At 72.4% G+C, this 17,731-nt stretch carries 13 protein-coding genes and 1 pseudogene; 7 read left to right on the plus strand and 7 right to left on the minus strand.

The window, feature by feature from the left end:
• The first annotated feature begins 82 nt into the window (after positions 1–82).
• The 5 genes and pseudogenes from ACWD3I_RS12875 to ACWD3I_RS12895 all read left to right on the plus strand — a co-directional run bounded on the left by ACWD3I_RS12875 (position 83) and on the right by ACWD3I_RS12895 (position 5,418).
• Positions 83–826: an FHA domain-containing protein gene (locus ACWD3I_RS12875; protein WP_365392368.1), complete on the plus strand. Its 744-nt coding sequence runs from the start codon at positions 83–85 to the stop codon at positions 824–826.
• Positions 826–1,884, plus strand: a pseudogene (locus tag ACWD3I_RS12880) (protein kinase domain-containing protein); the annotation flags it as partial. The gene ACWD3I_RS12875 and the pseudogene ACWD3I_RS12880, both read left to right, overlap by 1 nt.
• A gap of 183 nt (positions 1,885–2,067) precedes the next feature.
• Entirely contained in the window at positions 2,068–2,508 is a 441-nt protein-coding gene (locus ACWD3I_RS12885; protein ID WP_365392370.1) for a peptidoglycan-binding domain-containing protein, read from the plus strand.
• A 325-nt stretch (positions 2,509–2,833) separates the two neighbouring features.
• On the plus strand, positions 2,834–3,424 hold the full coding sequence (locus ACWD3I_RS12890) for a peptidoglycan-binding domain-containing protein (RefSeq protein ID WP_365392372.1): 591 nt from the start codon (positions 2,834–2,836) through the stop codon (positions 3,422–3,424).
• Positions 3,425–3,573: 149 nt separating this feature from the next.
• Positions 3,574–5,418 carry a protein kinase domain-containing protein gene (locus ACWD3I_RS12895; protein WP_365392374.1) on the plus strand — a complete coding sequence of 615 codons (1,845 nt, stop codon included), beginning with the start codon at positions 3,574–3,576 and terminating at the stop codon, positions 5,416–5,418.
• 42 nt (positions 5,419–5,460) lie between these two features.
• Here ACWD3I_RS12895 and ACWD3I_RS12900 read toward each other — a convergent pair whose 3' ends face one another.
• From ACWD3I_RS12900 to purN, 3 genes are all read right to left on the minus strand, one after another.
• Complete coding sequence (locus tag ACWD3I_RS12900) at positions 5,461–6,204, minus strand: AAA family ATPase (RefSeq protein WP_365392376.1); 744 nt, start codon at positions 6,202–6,204, stop codon at positions 5,461–5,463.
• 78 nt (positions 6,205–6,282) lie between these two features.
• Entirely contained in the window at positions 6,283–7,848 is a 1,566-nt protein-coding gene (purH, locus tag ACWD3I_RS12905; protein ID WP_365392378.1) for a bifunctional phosphoribosylaminoimidazolecarboxamide formyltransferase/IMP cyclohydrolase, read from the minus strand.
• The gene (gene purN, locus ACWD3I_RS12910) at positions 7,845–8,474 is read right to left on the minus strand and encodes a phosphoribosylglycinamide formyltransferase (protein ID WP_365392380.1); all 630 of its coding nucleotides are present in this window, start codon (positions 8,472–8,474) and stop codon (positions 7,845–7,847) included. Before purN ends, purH begins: the two co-directional genes overlap by 4 nt.
• Before the next feature lie 283 nt (positions 8,475–8,757).
• Here purN and ACWD3I_RS12915 point away from each other — a divergent pair, with 283 nt between their 5' ends.
• Positions 8,758–9,519 (plus strand): hypothetical protein, encoded by a 762-nt coding sequence (locus tag ACWD3I_RS12915; protein WP_365392382.1) that lies wholly within the window; start codon positions 8,758–8,760, stop codon positions 9,517–9,519.
• 31 nt (positions 9,520–9,550) lie between these two features.
• Here ACWD3I_RS12915 and ACWD3I_RS12920 read toward each other — a convergent pair whose 3' ends face one another.
• Positions 9,551–11,647, minus strand: coding sequence for a cell division protein PerM (locus ACWD3I_RS12920; protein ID WP_451084078.1), 2,097 nt, complete (start codon positions 11,645–11,647; stop codon positions 9,551–9,553).
• A 96-nt stretch (positions 11,648–11,743) separates the two neighbouring features.
• On the opposite strand from ACWD3I_RS12920, the gene ACWD3I_RS12925 reads away from it, so the two are divergent.
• Positions 11,744–12,799 carry a sigma factor-like helix-turn-helix DNA-binding protein gene (locus tag ACWD3I_RS12925; RefSeq protein WP_365392386.1) on the plus strand — a complete coding sequence of 352 codons (1,056 nt, stop codon included), beginning with the start codon at positions 11,744–11,746 and terminating at the stop codon, positions 12,797–12,799.
• A 217-nt stretch (positions 12,800–13,016) separates the two neighbouring features.
• Here ACWD3I_RS12925 and sucD read toward each other — a convergent pair whose 3' ends face one another.
• The 3 genes from sucD to ACWD3I_RS12940 form a co-directional block, all read right to left on the minus strand.
• The gene (gene sucD, locus ACWD3I_RS12930) at positions 13,017–13,901 is read right to left on the minus strand and encodes a succinate--CoA ligase subunit alpha (RefSeq protein ID WP_046261564.1); all 885 of its coding nucleotides are present in this window, start codon (positions 13,899–13,901) and stop codon (positions 13,017–13,019) included.
• 18 nt (positions 13,902–13,919) lie between these two features.
• Positions 13,920–15,098 carry an ADP-forming succinate--CoA ligase subunit beta gene (sucC, locus tag ACWD3I_RS12935; protein ID WP_046261565.1) on the minus strand — a complete coding sequence of 393 codons (1,179 nt, stop codon included), beginning with the start codon at positions 15,096–15,098 and terminating at the stop codon, positions 13,920–13,922.
• A 469-nt stretch (positions 15,099–15,567) separates the two neighbouring features.
• Positions 15,568–17,484 (minus strand): hypothetical protein, encoded by a 1,917-nt coding sequence (locus ACWD3I_RS12940; protein ID WP_365392389.1) that lies wholly within the window; start codon positions 17,482–17,484, stop codon positions 15,568–15,570.
• Between the last annotated feature and the right edge of the window lie 247 nt (positions 17,485–17,731).

The following is a 17,731-nucleotide window of genomic DNA, read 5'->3' on the forward strand; positions in this document are numbered from 1 at the left end:
CCTCGCTGCGAAATCGCTTACCCTCCCCCACGTTGGATTGGGGGAGGGTGGCCCTCATGGATTTGAGCGAGGGGACAGATCCATGTACAGCGTCATCATCGTGCCTCCGGCATGCGCCCGTCCGGACGGGCAGATCAGGATCGGCTCGGGTGAACGGCTGACGTTCGGGAGGCAGGAAGCACCCGGCAGCCTCACCATCACGCACGAGGGCGTCCCCCGGATCGCCGGGGAGATCGCCGCTCAGGGCACCTTCTGGCTGCTGAGCAACAACAGCGAGGACCAGACCTACGTCGTGGAGAACCCGGAAGGCGCCGGCGAGCACATCAAGGTCGGGCCCGGCAGGGTCGACGCGCCCATGCCGTTCGAGTTCTCGCGGGTCGTACTGCCGGCCGGCGGCGATCTGCTCGCCTTCGACGTATGGGCGCCGCAGCACACCTTTCGCCCCGTCGCCCGGCAGGGACTGCCCGGTTCCCTGACCGCGCCCGCCTTCTCCCTCGACCGCACCAAGCGGTACTTCGCCGTGCTGGCCGCCCTGTGCGAGCCCCGGCTGCGTGGCGAACCGCACGCGCCGCTGCCCGCGGTCGAGCAACTCGTCGACAGGCTGCGGCCGGTGTGGTCCGGTGTCAGCCGGTCGGCCGTGTACTGGAACATCGACTATCTCGCGCTGAAACTGCGGCTGCGGCCCGGTCCCGACACCGCCGAACCCGGTCAGCGCGTCAACGGCAAGAAGGAGACCCTGGTCTCCCTCGCCCTCCGCTTCGACCTGGTCCGCGAGAACGACCTCGCCGTACTGGCCCCGAACCCGACCGCGCGGAAGGTGTGCTGATGAGCGCCGGACCGTCGCACGCCGTCCCGGTTCCGAACGGGTACCGGGTGGGCGACTGGGAGGTCCGTGAGCCGATCGCGTCGGGGGCGTTCGCCACGGTGTACGAGGGCCACCGCATCACCGGGGACTCTCCCCGCACCGCCGCCCTCAAGTTCCTGCCCACCCGCGGCCGCACCCCCCGCCAGCTCTGTCACCTGCGTGAACTCGCCGAGCGGGAGGTCGATTTCCTGAACCGTCTCACCTCGCCCTGGCTGCTCCGGATGTACGACAGCCTCATCGTCGACGACCCCGGGCACTCCGGCCTAGACGGTGCCACCGTCCTCGTACTGGAGAAGGCGGAGGGGTCCCTGGACGTCGTACCGGCGCCGGCCGACCCCGGTCCCCTGCTCGCGCAGATCTGCGCGGGGCTCGCCCACCTGCACCGCGCCGGGTGGGTGCACGGAGATCTCAAACCCGCCAACATCCTGCTGATGAAGGACGGTTCGGTACGACTGGCCGACTTCAACCTCGCCGCCGAGATGGAGGGCACACACGCCTACGTGCCTGCCTTCGCCACCCCGGACTACACACCGCCCGAACTGCTCTGGCCCGAGGTCGACGAGCGAGGGGCACGCGTCCGGCCCTCCGCCGACGTCTGGGCCTTCGGTGTCCTTGCCCACACCGTCCTGACCGGTACGTTTCCGCTGCCGGGCGGCACGACCGAGGCGCGGTCCGACGCGGCGATCAGGCATGCGCGAGGCGCAGAGAAGCTGCGGCTCGCTCCCGAACTCCCGCACGAATGGCGGGAGATCATCCGCGCCTGCCTGGCCCCCACCCACGCCGAACGCGTCGACACCGAGGCACTCGTCGCAAGGGTCGAGGCCGCGGCCGGCATCGCCCGCTCCCCCCGTCCGCCCCGCCTCTCCTGGCGTCGCCTCCTCGCCCAGACGGGAGCCCTCGCGAGCGCACTCCTGATCGTTCTGGGGCACGGGGCCGCGGCGTACGTCGCCCATCGGCAGGCCGCCGCGCACGACGGAAGGCCGGTGTCCCTGCCCAGGCCGGTCGAATCGGCAGCGGCCGTACGGGTGTCACCGCCGGCGCAGGGACCGCGTTCACTTCGTCAGTGAGTACAACGACTCCCCGGTCGTGACGCCGCGGGGCCCGGGCCTCCCCTGGAATCTTCCAGGTACCCCGGGCCCCGCTCATCCGCCATGGTGGCACCCGGCACGACCCGTCACATCCGAACCGAAACAGGGGGACCCATGAAGAGCCTGCGCACACTCCGCACCCGGGCAGGCGTCTCCGCCGCGGCCGTGCTGCTGTCCGCCGCCGGCATCGCCATGGCCAGTGCCACACCCGCCGCCGCCTACGCGGGCTACTGCAACGGGCAGGCGAGCAAGTACCTGACCCTCACCCTCGTGGCCAAACTGCCCGCGTACAACGGGAACATCGACTGCACCATGTCCCAGGGCGCCCAGAGCAGCGCCGTGTCCGCCCTCCAGACGACGCTGAACGAGTGTTACGGCCGAAGCCTGGACGTGGACGGAGACTTCGGCTCGCTCACCAAGACCGCTCTCAAGTACGCCCAGGGCGTGGAGAAGCTGACCTATGTGGACGGCATCTACGGCTCCGAGACCCGCAACGGCATCGGCTGGTACTTCGACAACGCCAACGGCGCCGGCGGAACCTGCGCCTATCTGTGACGGCGGGACTCAGGGCCCCGTCGCGCTGAAGCACCGCCGTTCGGCCTCGCGGGGCGGACACGCCTGTACGCGGCCCAGCACCGCCTCGTGGGCCGCCGCCATCGTGGTGGAGACCCGGTAGGTCTCCTCCAACGGGGTCTCGACCCGGCGGTCCTGGACACGGACGCCACGGTCGACGCCGGCCCCAGCCAGCGGCGGTACGCGAGCTACAAGAACAACAGCAGCTGCAGCTGACCCTGCAACGTTAGAGGTACCGCAAGACCCTCCCTCCCCGGACAGTGATCGTGCAGCACGTCGTGTACGACACAACGGGGAGGGAACCCTCATGAACTTCCGTGCCACCCGGGCCCGCATGGCCACCGCCGCAGTGAGCGCCGCCGTCGCGGGCGCCCTGGCGGTGAGCGCGTCGCCCGCCTCGGCGAGCAGCGGCGACGGATATGTGAGCGGCGGCAGCTCGTTCTACGACGACTTCGGCGACGAGGGAACCCTGTCGACCTCGTCGTACGCCAGCTCCAACGCCGCCTGCTTCTGGCAGAGGATCCTCTGGGCCGAGGGCGCCAAGGAGAGCAATGGGACCGCCTTCGACGCCGCGGACATCGACGGCCGATTCGGCGCGAACACCAAGTACGCCACGAAGAAGCTCCAGGCCCGCTGGAGCCTGACCGCGGACGGCATCGTCGGCAAGAAGACGTTCGGCTACGCGGACGCCAAGCGGGAGAGGTTGACCGATGAGATCACCGTCGGGAAGCTGGAGTATGTGAGCACGGACAGCCAGTCGGCGGGCAAGCGCTACAGGCTGAAGTACCACGGCGCCAGCCACACCTTCACGCTCTTCCGCGGCAGCACCGGCAAGTGGGGCTTCTACGACGACAACGGCACCTTCCGCCTGGCCGGCTACAAATCCCGCAGCTGCTAGTCGGCGAACGGTTCGGCCCGTCGGTCGACGACCGGCGGGCCGCCGCACATACGTCCGATCCCCCCGACTCGGCCTTCCCGGCACGCTAGCCTCACCTCAACTGGCGTGACGCCTGGGCACTTTGAGGCAGAACAGCACTCGGGGGACAAATGACGGACCAGCGGCACCCCACGCCGCCGTACCGCACCGCGCTCATACAGGCGGGCGCCGATCCACTGCAGCCCGCCGACCCCGCCCGGATCGGACCGTACGTGCCGCTCGGGCGGCTCGGCAGCGGCGGGATGGGGCGGGTCTTCCTGGCGCGGCCCGCCGACGACAGCGCGGGGCTCGCCGCGGTGAAGGTGATCCGGCCCGAGTACGCCGAGGACCCGGAGTTCCGGCGGCGGTTCGAGCGGGAGGCCGCCGTGCACGGGCGGGTCGACACCCCGCACGCGCCGCGGCTGCTCGGCACCGGGTTCGAGCACGAACTGCTCTGGATGGCCACCCAGTACGTCCCCGGCATCAACCTCGCCGACGCCGTGCGCCATGGCGGCAGGCTGGAGCCGACCGGCGTGTGGCGGCTGGTGACGGAGCTCGGACGGGCCCTTTCGGCGCTGGCCGCCGCCGGCGTCGTGCACCGGGATCTCAAGCCGTCCAACGTGCTGCTGTCCACACGGGGCGTGCACGTCATCGACTTCGGCATCTCGCAGGCCGTCGACAGCAGCGCGATCACCGGCACCGGCAGCCGGGTCGGCACGCCCGCGTTCATGTCCCCCGAGTATCTGCGCGAGGGCCGCTGCGACGGCGCCTCCGACGTCTTCTCCCTCGCGGGCACGCTGATCTACGCCGCCACCGGGCACGCCCCGTTCGGCGACGGGACCGGGGTCGACGTCATGCACCGGGTGGCCTTCGAGGAGCCGAAGGCGGAGGTGATGTCCGAACTCGGGCCCGTGGACGGCCCGTTGGCCACCTTGCTGACCGCCTGCCTCGCCAAGGACCCGGCCGGCCGCCCCACCCCGAAGGAACTGATCGCCGCCGCCGCGACCGCGCTGAAGGGCGAGGCACCCGCCTGGCAGGAGCCGCTGGCCGGCCGCCTGCTCGACCGCCAGGAAGGCTGCGACTTACTCGAAGCGGCCCCGGCCGAGCAGACCGTCCACCTCCGCGCCCCGACGACTCCGGCGGTAACTCCCGCCCCCGGCCCGGGTTTCGGCCCCGCGACGCCGCCCGGGGCGTACGGGGCCACACCGCCCAGGGCGTACGGACCCGCCACACCGCCCGGGGCGTACGGGGCCGCACCGGCCGGGGCGTACGAACCTGCCACACCGCCCGGCCAGTACGCCTCCGGTGAGAACGAGGCCCGGCGCAACCGGAAGAAGCCCGCCCTCGCTCTCGCGGCGGGCCTCGCCGTGGTCGCCGTGGCCGCGGGCGCGTTCTTCCTCACCCGCCCGTCCCACGACGAGACGGCCTCGGCCGCCCCGACCGCGAGCACCAGCACCGGCCCCGCCTCGGACGCCGAAGGGGCCTCGGCCCTGCCCGGCACCTCCGCCTCCGCTTCCCCGAGCACAGCGGAGGAGAAGAAGGGGCAGGCGATGGAGGAGGAAGAGGAGCAGACGGAGTCGGACGGCGGTACCTCCGGATCCGACGACGGCACCGCGGGCACGCCCTCCGCGACGGCCGCCCCCGGCGGCACCGGCGGCACCTCGGGCGGCGGCGCCCCCACCCCGACCGCCACCGTCACCGAGACCGCGACCGCCCCCGCCGACCCGGCCTGGATCTCCGACTGCACCTACTACTCCGGCACCGAACTCACCAAACACGGCGACAAGGGCCAACGCGTCGTCCAGGTCCAGTGCATGCTCACCAAACGCGGCTACAGCGTCGGAGACGCGGGCGTGGACGGCCGGTTCGGCAACGCCACCCTGGCCGCGGTCAAGCAGTTCCAGGGCGCGAAGGGGCTGGAGGTCGACGGGAAGGTGGGTCCCCAGACGTGGGCGGCGCTGCGGAGTTCGACCTAGCCGCCCACCTCGCCGCCCGTCTGGCCGCCATCCAGCCGTCGGCTAGCCGACTATGTGGCGCAGATACGCCCGCGGGTCGTTCAGATAGCGCCGCCAGTGCTCGACCAGCTCCAGTTCGTGCCACTCGACGGGGCGCATCCCGTGCTCGCCGACCTCGATGATCTCGGCGCCGGGCAGTGCGGTGAGCAGGGGTGAGTGAGTGGCGCAGATGATCTGGGCGCCCGTCCGGGCGAGGTCGTCGAGCACGCCCACGAGTTCGAGGCAGGAGCCGAAGGACAGCGCGGACTCCGGCTCGTCCAGGACGTACAGGCCGGGATCGAGGAAGCGCTCGCGGAACGCCATCAGAAAGCCCTCGCCGTGGCTCATCTCGTCCGGCGTGCCGGACAGGCGGCCCGCGTGCCGTTCGCGGCCGAGGGCGTCGAGCGCGGTCTCGGCCCGCAGGAAGAAACCCCGGCGACGGGTGTGGGGGCCCCGCAGCATCCGGCGCCCGGCCACGGTCGCCTCGAACCGCATCCGGCCGCCGAGGACCGACGGCTCACGCGGACCGGCGTAGCGATGCCCGGCCGACCCGCCCCAGGGATCGAGACCGAAGGCCTCCGCCAGCGCCTCGACGAGGGTCGACTTGCCCGAGCCATTCTCCCCGACCAGGAAGGTGACCGGCGCGGTGAACCGCAGTCCGTCGTCGAGCAACTGCCGCACGCACGGCACCGACCACGGCCACACCGGGCCGCCGCCGGCCCCCAGCTCGTCCTCGGCCACATGGGCGTACGCGCGTTCCACGATCATGCCGCCAGGCTCTCACCCGGCACTGACAACGGCAGGGCGGCGGCGGGGTGAGACCCCGCCGCCGCCCTCACCCGCGACTCAGTGGAAGAAGTGCCGCGTCCCCGTGAAGTACATGGTCACGCCCGCCTTCTTCGCGGCCTCGACGACCAGCTCGTCACGGACCGAACCGCCCGGCTGCACGACCGCCTTGACGCCCGCCTCGACGAGGATCTCCAGACCGTCGGGGAAGGGGAAGAACGCGTCGGAGGCGGCGTAGGAACCCTGCGCGCGCTCCACGCCCGCACGCTCCACGGCCAGCTTCGCCGAGTCGACGCGGTTGACCTGGCCCATGCCGACGCCGACCGAGGCGCCGTCCTTGGCGAGGAGGATCGCGTTGGACTTCACCGCGCGGCAGGCCTTCCAGGCGAAGGACAGCTCGGCGAGCTCGGACGCGCTCAGCGCCTCGCCCGTCGCCAGCGTCCAGTTCGCCGGGTCGTCGCCGTCCGCCTGGAGGCGGTCGGTGACCTGGAGCAGCGCGCCGCCGTCGACGAGCTTGAGCTCGACCGGGTTCGCGGGGGCGGCCGGGGCCTTCAGGACGCGGATGTTCTTCTTCTTGGCGAGGGCCTCCAGGGCCCCCTCCTCGTAGTCCGGCGCGACGATGACCTCGGTGAAGATCTCGGCGACCTGCTCGGCCATCTCCTTCGACACCGGCCGGTTGACCGCGATCACGCCGCCGAACGCCGACAGCGGGTCACACGCGTGTGCCTTGCGGTGCGCCTCGGCGACGTCCGCGCCGACCGCGATACCGCAGGGGTTGGCGTGCTTGATGATCGCGACGGCAGGCTCGTCGTGGTCGTACGCGGCACGGCGGGCGGCGTCCGTGTCCGTGTAGTTGTTGTACGACATCTCCTTGCCGTGCAGCTGCTCGGCCTCGGCGAGACCGCCGCCGCTGCCGTCGACGTAGAGCGCGGCCGGCTGGTGCGGGTTCTCGCCGTAGCGGAGGGTGTTGTTGCGCTCCCAGGTGGCGCCCAGGAAGTCGGGGAACTGCGACTCGTCCACGGGCGCGTAGGAGGACGCGAACCAGGAGGCGACCGCCACGTCGTAGGACGCGGTGTGCTGGAAGGCCTCCGCCGCGAGCCGCTTGCGGGTGGCGAGGTCGAAGCCGCCGTCCTGGACGGCGCTCAGGACATCGGCGTACCGCGCGGGGCTGGTGACCACGGCCACCGAGGGGTGGTTCTTGGCGGCGGCGCGGACCATCGACGGACCGCCGATGTCGATCTGCTCCACGCACTCGTCCGGCGAGGCGCCCGAGGCGACGGTCTCGCGGAACGGGTAGAGGTTGACGACGACCAGGTCGAACGGCTCGACGCCCAGCTCGGCCAGCTGTCGCTGGTGGTCCTCCAGGCGCAGGTCGGCGAGGATGCCGGCGTGCACGCGCGGGTGCAGCGTCTTGACGCGGCCGTCCAGGCACTCCGGGAAGCCGGTGAGCTCCTCGACCTTGGTGACGGGGACGCCGGCGGCGGCGATCCGGCCCGCGGTGGACCCGGTGGAGACGAGCTCCACGCCCGCCTCGTGCAGGCCGCGCGCGAGGTCTTCCAGACCCGTCTTGTCGTAGACGCTGACGAGCGCCCGTCGGATGGCCCGCTTGTTGCTCTCGGCGGTCACTGGATAACTACCTTTCGTCCCTCAATGCGATAGCCGTTGCGGGCTAGCCGCCCCACGACATCGACGAGCAGCCTTCGCTCGACTTCCTTGATGCGCTCGTGCAGAGCGCTCTCGTCGTCCTCGTCCCGGACCTCCACCACGCCCTGCGCGATGATCGGCCCGGTGTCGACGCCGTCGTCGACGAAGTGGACGGTGCAGCCGGTGACCCGGGCGCCGTACGCGAGCGCGTCACGGACGCCGTGGGCGCCGGGAAAACTGGGCAGCAACGCGGGGTGGGTGTTCACGAACCGCCCGCCGTAGCGCGCGAGGAACTCCTTGCCCACGATCTTCATGAATCCGGCGGACACCACAAGGTCGGGCTCGTACGCGGCGGTCGCCTCTGCCAGCGCGGTGTCCCACTCCTCGCGGGTCCCGTGGTCCCTGACCTTGCACACGAAGGTGGGGATCCCGGCGCGCTCGGCACGGGCGAGCCCCTCGATGCCGTCGCGGTCGGCTCCTACGGCCACGATCTCGGCGCCGTAGGCCTCCGAGCCTGCCTGGCCGATGGTGTCGAGGAGCGCCTGGAGGTTGGTGCCGGATCCGGAGACCAGCACGACGAGGCGCTTGGCCACGGGCTTGGCGGCCACGGTGGGGCCCTTTCTCGGGGGAGCGTTTTCCGTACGGTCGACCGTATGTACGTTCGTACGAATGCTTCGCGCCCCGGGATACGGGGAAGTCTACGAAGCGGCCGAACGCCAGCAACGATACCGGCACTCCGGGCGGCCCCCACGGGACGGGGGCATGGCCGGAAGGTAGCGTCTGGGAGGGCCCGAGTCGGGAACGTGGTCGTCGTGCGGTGCGTTTCCCAAGTGAAGGCTCACGCCAGACCGCCGTAAGACGTCGTATCACCTAGGGGAAGACGCTCACTTGATGCCGGACCGCAGCCTGCGACTCCTCACGCTCCCCCCGCAGTCGGTGCAGGGAGGCGAGCACCGCGGCGTGCTGCTGCGGGAGCGCCCCGCCTCTCCGCCCGACGCGCCTTCCGACAAGCCGGACAGGAAGGCGGAGGAGGACAACCCCTTCGCGCCGCCGCCGGAGGGCACCCCGGACCGTCCGTGGCAGCCGCGGCGCCCGGCGGACGACTCCTCCTCCGACGACGACAACGGCCACTCCCCCTGGGGCGGCCAGTGGAGCGACCGTCAGCCGGGCCGCTCCTCCGGCGGCTTCGGCGAGCGCCCCGGCGGCGGTCCCGGACCCGAGGGCCAGGGCGGTCCCGGCCCCGGCACCGGCATGCGGTGGGACCCGACCGACCCGGGCCAGCGCCGTGCGCGCTACTCGCTCCTGAGCGGTATGTGGGCGTTCTTCTTCGCCCTCTTCAGCTGGCCGTACGTCGCCCTGCTGCTCGGCTCGCTCGCCCTGTACTGGGGCATCAGCGCGCTGCGCGCCAAGCCGCGCACCCCCGACCCGGACACCCCGGCGCCCGAATCGGGCGGCCGCCCCCAGCGGACGGCTGCCATCAGCGGCCTGGTCACCTCGTCCTTGGCGATCGCGGTGGTGACGGCGACGTTCGTCCTGCACCTGGTCTACAGCGACTACTACACCTGCACGAGCGACGCCCTCACCAACGAGGCCAAGCAGTCGTGCAGCCAGCTCGTCCCGGAGAAGCTCCGGGACATCCTGGCCCCCGGCTGACGCGGGGAGCGGCACCCGGCGCACCCCGCGATCACGGGGCCTCCGGCGGATCCAACGGGGTCGACGCCTCCTTGAGCGCCGCCCAGCGGGTCTCGCGGGAGGCGTCGCCGTGCCAGGGCGAGCGAAGCGAGGTGGGGGTCCCCCCGCCCGGAGGGTGGGGGAGGGCCGCCGGGGCCGGGTAGGGGTCGGCGGGCAGGAAGTCGTACGGCTCGAAGGCGAGGTCGTCGTCGCCGGGGCCGTAGGGAGTGGCGAGCGTCGGGGCCGGTTGGCCGGCGGGCTTTCTGCGGGAGAACCAGCGGCGCGGCGAGGGCTTCGCGGCGGATGGGCCGGCCCCGTGGCCCGGGGAGGGCCGGTCGTCCGAGGAGGCCTCCGGGGTCCCCGTGGACGCCGAGGACCGCGGAGCGGCCGGACCGGCGTCCCTCTTCCGCCGGAGCCAGCCACGCGCCCGGCCTGCGGACGCCTGGGGCTCACCGGCCCCGGATTCGTGTCCCCCACCGATCTCCGATGGGCGCGCCACCGTCTCCGTTCCCGCGCCGCCGGCCCCGGGCTCCCGCGCCTCCGTCCACAGCGGCCCCAGCCCTGCCACCCGCGACCCGCCCGTCTCCGGACCCGCCCCGCCGTGCCCACGCCCGGGTACGTCCGTGCCCGTCCCGCGCGCCTGCGTCTTCCCGCTCTTCGGCTTCCGCACCCGCCGTTCCCGGCACCGCCACGCCCGTAGCCCCAGGGCCGTGGGGATCGCCACCACCGAGGTCCACGCCAGTGCCGCCGCTCCCGTCAGCCACCACACCGGACCGAACCAGGCGAGCGCGGCGACTCCGAGCGGTCCGCCCGCGAGTGCGGCGAGCGTCGCGACGGCGGCCGCGCACAGGAGGGCCGCGAGCCCGGTGGTACCGGCGGTCCGGCCGCGTGACCAGGGTGTGGCGGGCCCGAGCCCCGACCGGTCGCCCGCCTGCCCGGCGGCGCCCCCGTCCGTGCCCTTCGCCTGTGCGCCGACACCCTTGCCCGGCGCCACGACGGACGCCCCGGCCGTCGCTCCCGCAGCACCCCGCCCTCCGGCGAGCACCCCACTCCCCTCATCCACTCTCCGACTCCCCGCCCGCCCCACGAACCACCCCACCGTCACCCCGGCCACCACCGGCACCCCCGCGGCCGCCCAGTTCACCCACGTCCCCGTCCCCGTCCCCGGCACCGCCGCCAGCAGCGGGAACGGCGGCAGAAGGGGTGCGGGGGCGGAGGACAGGGGGCCCACCACATGCCCCGTCCCCAGGACGAAGCCCGGCCCCAGCGCATACGACGCCGACCAGACCGCCGCGTTCGGCACCAGCGCCACGCACAGCAGCAGCACCGCGAACCGGCCCGACCAGCCCTCCGTCAGCTGGAGGAAGGAGAGCCGTGTCGCGTCGCCGTGCCACACCAGGGACGTCCCCAGGAGCAGCGCACCACCGCCCACCAGGACCGCCACCCCCGCGCCCGCGGCCCGCGCCGCCGTGCCGAGACGGCGGCGGGCGTCGGGGCCGAGGAGCAACCGCCGCACCCCCGCGGGAAGCAACAGCAGCGCACCGTCCACCGGTTCGCGCGGGCGGCCGTACGCCGTCCAGACCCCCGCACCCGCCGCCGCCATCACGACCAGCGGCACGCACACTGCCACCCACACCCACGCCGGCCGCAGATCACCGCCCGCCGCATACAGCGCGACCCCCGTCCCGACGGCGAGATAGCCGAGGACCACCCCCGCGAACGCCGTCCATCCCGAAGCCTCCGCGGAGTCGTCCACCGCGTCCCGCGCCGCCCGGTGCACCAGCCACACCGGCAGCACGACCAGCAGCAGCGGCGTCACCCCCACCGGCGCCGGAACCCCGGACAGCGTGTCGGTGCGCACCAGCTCCGCCCCGTGCGCCAACAGCCACAGCGCCGCCGCGACATGCAGCGCACCACCCGGCCCGCTGTCCGGATACGGCGAACTGATCCACAGCACCATCACCAGCACGGCGAGCGAACCGAGCCCGAGCCCCGCCGCGAGCACGCCGGCCAGCAGGCTCTCGGCCAGTCCGGGCGATCGGTCCCGCAACCGGGTGAGCAGGGACGACTGGGGTGCTCGGCGAACGGTCATCTGGATCACGATCGCCATGCTCCCAACGACACGCGCTTTCTCGTCGTAACAGGCGAACCCCCGAAGTGTCGCTCAATATACGACTATGTACTTTTTCGTACGAAGGGGCGCCCTGTGACACAGAGCCCTGCGACCCCGCTCCCCCCGCCCAAGGAACGCCGACGCCTGCGCGAGGCAGGGTCCTTGACGCAGGCTCAGGTCGCCGAACGGGTGGGCGCCACCCGCGAGACGGTCCGCGCGTGGGAGTCCGGCCGTACGAACCCGCGGGGCCGGAAGCGGGAGGCGTACGCGCGGCTGCTGGACTCCTTGGCGGAGGTCGAGGCGACGGTCCCTCAAGAGGAACCGGCTCCCGAACCCGGGGAACCGGCCGCCCCCCTGACCCCCGCTCAGGCCTTCGACGCGCTGTACACGTTCTGCGCCCCGGCCCTCGTACGGCAGTCCTATCTGCTCACCGGGCGCCGCGAACTCGCCCGCGAATCGGTCGAGCGGGCCTTTCAACTCGCCTGGCAGCGCTGGCCCGAGGTGGCCGTCGACCGCGACCCCGCGGGCTGGGTACGCGCCACGGCGTACGAGTACGCCCTCTCCCCCTGGCACCGCTTCCGCCCCCGATTCCGGTACCCGGAGCCACCGCCCGCCGACGCGTCGGACCGCGCCCTGATGGACGTACTCCTCAAGCTCCCACCGCCGTACCGCCGCACGTTGCTGCTGTACGACGGTGTGGGCCTCGACCTGCCCGAGACCGCGGCGGAGACCGAGGCGAGCACGCCGGCGGCGGCGAACCGGCTGCTGCACGCGCGCGAGGCGGTCGCCACGAGGTTGCCTGCGCTGGCCGACCCCGCTGAGCTGCACCGGCGACTGGCTGAGCTGGCCTCCACGGAGCGTTTGCGCGCCGCGAAGCCGCCGACGGTCCGTACCGGCAGCGAACGCCGGGCACGTTTCTGGACGCGGGCGGCGATCGCCTTCACGGTCGCGCTGATCGGCACGACGGCGCTGACGGTACGGACGGCTCCGACCCACTACGAGCCGCCGATCGCGCCTGGCGCGGAGATCCAGGGTGTGCCGCCGCGGGTGGCGCAGGGTGCGCTGTCGGAGGTGGAGGTGGAGTTGCGGGAGAAACTGCGGGGCGAGATGACGAGCGGGCCGGAGAGGGTACTACCGCTGAGTCGTTAGCCGCGGGCCGGTGGGGGCTGGTCGCGCAGTTCCCCGCGCCCCTGAGGTGCGTGCACTGGACCCACCTTTTCTTGGGGGCGCGGGGAACTGCGCGACCAGCCACAACGCACCCGCACCCGCACCCGTCAGATCACAACGCGAGGCACATCCTGAGACGCTGAGGGCCCGCCCCCACCCGGGGAACGGGCCCACAAACGCTCAGCTAAGAAACCGCTGCTCAACCGGCGAGGATCTCCCGCGCCAGCTTCGCCGTCTCGGTCGGCGTCTTGCCGACCTTGACGCCCGCGGCCTCGAGGGCCTCCTTCTTCGCGGCGGCCGTGCCGGAGGAGCCGGAGACGATGGCGCCGGCGTGGCCCATGGTCTTGCCCTCGGGCGCGGTGAAGCCCGCGACGTAGCCGACGACCGGCTTCTTCACGTTCTCCGCGATGAACGCGGCCGCACGCTCCTCGGCGTCGCCACCGATCTCACCGATCATGACGATCAGGTCGGTGTCGGGGTCGGCCTCGAACGCGGCGAGCGCGTCGATGTGCGTCGTACCGATGATCGGGTCGCCACCGATGCCGACGGCGGACGAGAAGCCGATGTCACGGAGCTCGTACATCATCTGGTACGTCAGCGTGCCGGACTTCGAGACCAGACCGATGCGGCCCGGCTTGGTGATGTCGCCCGGGATGATGCCGGCGTTCGACTGGCCCGGCGTGATGAGACCGGGGCAGTTCGGGCCGATGATCCGGGTCTTGTTGCCCTGCGACACGGCGTACGCGTAGAACGCGGCCGAGTCGTGGACCGCGATGCCCTCGGTGATGACGACCGCGAGCGGGATCTCGGCGTCGATCGCCTCGACCACGGCGGCCTTGGCGAAGGCCGGCGGTACGAAGAGGACGGATACGTTCGCGCCCGTCTTCTCGATCGCCTCGGCGACCGTGCCGAAGACCGGGATCTCGTTGCCGTCGATGTCGACGGACGTGCCCGCCTTGCGCGGGTTCACGCCACCGACGATGTTCGTGCCGTCGGCCAGCATGAGCTTGGTGTGCTTCATGCCCGTGGCACCGGTCATGCCCTGGACGATGACCTTGCTGTCCTTGTTGAGGAAGATAGCCATGGCTGTTTTCCCTCGTCCTTACTTCGCAGCCGCGAGCTCGGCGGCCTTGTCGGCCGCGCCGTCCATGGTGTCCACGCGCTGGACCAGCGGGTGGTTGGCGTCGGAGAGGATCTTGCGACCCAGCTCGGCGTTGTTGCCGTCCAGACGGACGACCAGCGGCTTGGTCACTTCCTCGCCCTTGTCGGCGAGCAGCTGCAGCGCCTGGACGATGCCGTTGGCGACCTCGTCACAGGCGGTGATGCCACCGAAGACGTTGACGAACACGGACTTGACGTCCGGGTCGCCGAGGATGATCTCCAGGCCGTTCGCCATGACGGCGGCGGAGGCGCCACCGCCGATGTCGAGGAAGTTGGCCGGCTTCACGCCGCCGTGGTTCTCACCGGCGTACGCGACGACGTCCAGGGTGCTCATGACGAGCCCCGCGCCGTTGCCGATGATGCCGACCTCGCCGTCGAGCTTGACGTAGTTGAGGTTCTTCTCCTTGGCGGCGGCCTCGAGCGGGTTGGCCGCGTCCTTGTCCTGGAGGGCCTCGTGTCCCGGCTGACGGAACTCGGCGTTCTCGTCGAGGGAGACCTTGCCGTCCAGGGCGATGACGTCACCGGAGGCGACCTTGGCCAGCGGGTTGACCTCGACGAGGAGGGCGTCCTCCTCGATGAAGGTCTTCCACAGGGTGACAAGGACGTTCTCGACCTTGTCGGCGACCTCGGCCGGGAAGTTCGCGGCCTCGACGATCTGGCGGGCGACCTCGGGGGTCACACCCACGTTGGCGTCGATCGGCGTCTTGGCGACGGCCTCGGGGCGGGTCTCCGCCACCTCCTCGATCTCCATGCCGCCCTCGACGGACGCGATGGAGAGGAAGGTGCGGTTGGCACGGTCGAGGAGGAAGGAGACGTAGTACTCCTCCAGGATCTCCGGGGCCGTCTCGGCGATCATCACCTTGTGGACCGTGTGGCCCTTGATGTCCATGCCGAGGATGTTGGTCGCGTGCTCGACCGCCTCGTCGGTGGTCGACGCAAGCTTCACGCCGCCGGCCTTGCCGCGGCCACCGACCTTCACCTGGGCCTTGACGACGGACTTGCCACCGAGACGCTCGGTGGCTGCGCGGGCCGCCTCAGGCGTGTCGATGACTTCACCGGCCAGCACCGGTACATCGTGCTTGGCGAAGAGGTCCCTCGCCTGGTACTCGAACAGGTCCACGCGCTTCCGTCCCTATCAGTGATCTCGCGGTTCGTTGGATGCGTGGGCGTGCCGCGATGGGCAACGTGACGTCCGCCGTCTGTCACAAGGGAGGCGCACACGGTGTCCGAGCGCGCGGCATGTCCGTCTCGCAGGTTATCGCTGCTTGCAGGGGGCCCCTAAATCGAGGGTCACACCTGAGCGGTGATACCTGTCACATGATGCCGCCCTCACTGGCACGCTGTGCCAGATGTGAGGGTCCGAGGGGGTCATGGGGAAGGGCCTCACCGGGCTGGGGTTGGCCCGGTGAGGCCCCTTGAGCAGCCCCTGAGGGGGCACAGGGCAGTCGATCCCCACCCCAATGGGGACCGCTCCGCCCCGTCCGTGAGGTGTCGGCCGGACAAACCGACGGCTTTCGGCCGTCCGGGTCCTGCGCCCTCACGGAGTCGGTCGGTCCGCCGCCATGACGGCGGCGGTGGTGGGGGGACGGTCAGGCGTTGTACGTGCCGCCGTACTCCTGCACGTAGCCCGGCGTGATCGACTCGGCGACGCCCCGGACACCGGCGACGGCGTTCCCGGCGAGCGGGGTCACGCCGTCGACCGTGTGACCGACGACGGGTGCGACACCGCCGACGACGGGCGCCACGTCACCGACGACGCCGTACGCGAAGGGGGCGACGTCACCCGTGACGCCGTGCGCGAGGTTCCCGGCGCTGCCCGTGACGCCCTGCACGACGGGCTGGACGAGACCGACGACGGGCTGCGCGACCCCCTGCGCGAAGGACTGGGCCTCCGCCGTCTCGCCGTACGCCAGATCGGCGGTCCGCCCGGCCACGCCGTACGCGAGCGGCGCGACTCCGCCCACGACGGGCCGGGCGTCGCCGACCACGCCGTACGCCAGCCCGTCCGCGTCCGCGACGGCCTGCCCCGCGACCGGGACCACGCCGTGCACGGCGGCATTCGCGACCGGCGGCAGCACGGCACCGGTGGTATCGACGGCGACCCGGCCGACGAGACCGGTGGCGTAGGCGGGTACGTCGGTGACGACACCGTCCACGACGGGGTGGAGGTCGGCGACCGCGCCGGTGGCGACGGCGGCGACGCCGTGGACGGCCTCACCGACGAGGTGGTGGACGTCGCCGACGGTGGCGGTGGCCACGGGCCGGACGCCGTGGACGGCGGTCCCGGCGGTCTGCCGCACGCCCTGGACGGCGCCGGCGGCGACCGGCTGGACGTCGGCGACGACGCCGTGGGCGAGCGCGGTCGTGGCGTCGACGGTGTGGTGGGCGGTCCGCGCGACACCGGCGACCGTGCCACCGACGACCGGGGTGACCTCGCCGACCGTGTGGCCGACGACCGGGGTGACGCCGTTGACCACACCGTGGGCGACCGGGCTCACCCCCATCACCGTGCCGGTGGCGACCGGGACGACCCCGGCGACGGCGTGCTCGGCGGTCGGAACGACACCGGCGACCGTCTGACCGGCGACCGGGACCACCCCGTCCACGGCGGCGGTGGCCAGCGGGGGCACGGCCGCCGCGACCGTCTCGTCGACGATCGGGGTGACGGTGCCGGGAACGGCGGCCACCGTGCCCGTGATGTGGCCCGGAACGGAGGAGACGCCGGCCCCGGCGGCCGTCGTGACGGTTCCGGCCTCGCCCCGGGCAACGGCGAGCGCGTCGGTGGCGCGGCCCTCGGCCCCGGTGACCGTGGCCTGCGCGGCACCGGTCGCGCCGGTGGTGGTGCGGCCCGCGCCCGCGACGGTCTGCCGCGCCTTGGTCCGTACAACACCGTCGACGCCCTGCGCCTGGGTACGGGCCGCCGACTGGACACCCTGGAGCCTGGTCCGGGCGCCGGCGAGGGCCCGCTCGCGCTCCGGGGCGAACGCCGCGAGGGGGCCGAAGAGGTAGTCGACCTCGTCCTGCGGGGCGGTCGCGTCGGAGACGGTGGCCCGGGCGGTGGTGACGGTCTCGTCCGCCGTGGCCTTGGCCTTCGCCTGCGCGGCCCGGGCGGCCTTCGCGCCCTGGATGGCCGCGGCGCCCTTGATCTTCGAGGCCTTGCTCGAGGTCTCGGTGGCCTGCGGGGCGGTGACCTTCGCGTCCACGTACCGGCGGGCCAGGTCGGTGGCGGCGGTGCCTGCCGTGTCGGAGACCGTGTCGGTCGCCTCGGGCGTGGCCGTCGCGGCGGTGTTCTCGACCGTCGAGGTCACGCCGGGGACGGTGTCCTGCACCTCGGTGACGACGTCGTCGACCGTGCCGGTCAGGGTGTCCGTGACGTCCGTCGTCGTGTCGGACACGGACAGCGAGGAGGCGGGCAACTCGTCGGCGCCGGCCACGGAGGAGCCGAGCGCCCACGCTCCGGTGACGCCGGCGGCTATGACGATGGAGCGGCGGATGTTCTTGTTCATACGTGCGTCAGATCCTTAGATCCTGGGGGTCCGAAGCTCCCGGGAGGCCTGGGACGGACGGGCTCCTGAGCGCCGCGGGTGGGGACGGCGTCCGGCCGGGCTCGGGGACCGAGGGGTCCGGGTGAGCCGCGGAACCGGGTCCGGCGGGCTTTCAGGAGGAGGTCCGTGGCGGAGCTCCGGTGCTTCGGATGGCTGGGGACACTTCCGGTACCGGTTCCGACCGCGATGCCCCGGGGGTGGGGTTCTG

Source organism: Streptomyces sp. NPDC002817, assembly GCF_053592055.1.